Source organism: Nitrosomonas nitrosa (assembly GCF_003051105.1).
GTDB classification, from domain to species: domain Bacteria; phylum Pseudomonadota; class Gammaproteobacteria; order Burkholderiales; family Nitrosomonadaceae; genus Nitrosomonas; species Nitrosomonas nitrosa.
On record NZ_QAOO01000074.1, the window covers coordinates 1 to 1,910 of the forward strand.

Sequence of the window (1,910 nt, forward strand, 5' to 3'; positions counted from 1 at the left end):
CAGGGTAAATTTGTTCACTAATCAATCATAATCAAATTCAGAAAGTTATTTAAAGATCTGGACAAAAGAGCACTTTCAGTGTAAAAAGTGCTCATGAAAATCAATCTTGAGCGATTATGCGTTCGCCCAGTGAACAAAGTCGAAGAGCCACGCTACCGGGAGTTGATGCAGCAATATCATTATCTTGGCAATCTGGCCAAGATCGGGCACACACTATGGTATGTTGCCACTTATGACGAAGAATGGGCGGCATTACTTAGTTTTTCCGCTGCTGCCTGGAAGTGCGGTGTTCGTGACCGTTGGATCGGATGGGACTTCCGTCACCAATATGATCGCTTGAGCTTAATCGCCAACAACAGCCGCTTTTTGATTTTGCCCGAGTGGCGCTATCCCAATCTGGGTTCCAAAGTGTTGTCCTTGTGCCGTCAACGGATAGCTGGTGATTGGCAAGCGTATTTTGGTCAACCGCTGCTCTTGCTGGAAACTTTCGTTGATCCATCGCGTTTTCACGGCACGATCTATCGCGCAGCGAATTGGACTTACCTTGGATTGAGCCGGGGATATCGCCGCACCCGCGATGGCTACAGCAGCGAGGCCACCTCACCAAAGCAGGTCTTTATTTTACCAGTGCAGCGTAACGCACGAGCACAACTTTCCTGTTCTACCCTCAACCCCATCTATCGTACTGGAACCCCTAAGATTATGCTAACTGCCCAACAAATGCGCACACTCCCTGATTTTTTTAATGACATCCCCGACCCGCGTCGAGCTGAGGGTAAACGGCATCGGCTATCCGTGGTGCTGGGTATTGCTGCAGGAGCAACCCTGTGCGGCATGCGTGGCTACAAGGCCATCGCGGCATGGGCAAAAGACCTAAAACCCAAAGCCCGTGAACGCTTCGGGTGTCGACGTGAGAACAAACAATATGTCGTTCCCAGCGAATCCATCATCCGGGATGTGTTGGTGCGGGTTGATCCGGTCAAGCTCGATCTTGCCCTGCAGCAGTGGAACGCTGCCTTTGCCACAGAAGACCAAAGTCTTGCAATTGATGGCAAGACGATGTGCAACGCCGTAGACGAAGCAGGGCGGCAAACTCATATCATGAGCGTCGTGGGCCACGAGACAGCTTTGTGTATCACCCAAAAAAAGTCGGCACCCTGCCCGTAGAAGGTAGCGATGAAACCAAGCAAACTAATGAGATCGGCACCTTCATTCCGTTGCTGGAAAGCATCGATATCCAAGGCAAGGATATTACCGCCGATGCCCTTCTGACACAGCGTAAACTCGCATCCTTCGTAGTGGATCGTAAGGCGCATTACCACTTCACAGTTAAAGGCAATCAAGCCACGCTCAAGACCGACATCGCGTTACTTTTTGAGAATCGGAATAAACCAGATTTCGTCGAGATCACGCCGCCTGACCACGGCCGGATTGAAACCCGTCGCATCTGGTGCAGTACAGCACTGAATGAACACCTCGATTTCCCACATGTTGGGCAAGTATTCCTGATCGAGCGAGAGACCCTTTACAAAAGTACCGGAAAAATCACCGATGATGTCGTTTTGGGGGTAACCAGTCGCACGCCAGAACAGGCAAGCCCACAGCGCATTCTCAAAGTGAATCGCGGTCACTGGACCATTGAGAATCGCTGCCACTATGTGATCGATTGGAATTTCGATGAGGATCGCAGCCGTATCCGAACAGGCCACGGCCCCGAGAATATCACTCGCCTGCGACGTTTCGCATGCGGTGTTATTCAGTTCATCTCCAAGGGGAAATCCAGCATCTCTCAGAAAATGCAGCAGTTAAATCGCAATACCCGACTGGTCTTCGACTACCTTCGTATGACTTCTAACTCAACACGCACTCGGTCGCTTTGATTAACTCAAGAGGAGAACAAATTTACCGTG

2 protein-coding genes are annotated in these 1,910 nt (G+C 50.5%); both read left to right on the top strand.

What is annotated here, in order from left to right:
* The first annotated feature begins 93 nt into the window (after nucleotides 1-93).
* Nucleotides 94-1,167: a Druantia anti-phage system protein DruA gene (locus C8R30_RS16315; RefSeq protein ID WP_107790558.1), complete on the top strand. Its 1,074-nt coding sequence runs from the start codon at nucleotides 94-96 to the stop codon at nucleotides 1,165-1,167.
* On the top strand, nucleotides 1,131-1,880 hold the full coding sequence (locus C8R30_RS16320; RefSeq protein ID WP_219908904.1) for an ISAs1 family transposase: 750 nt from the start codon (nucleotides 1,131-1,133) through the stop codon (nucleotides 1,878-1,880). Before C8R30_RS16315 ends, C8R30_RS16320 begins: the two co-directional genes overlap by 37 nt.
* Nucleotides 1,881-1,910: the final 30 nt, after the last annotated feature.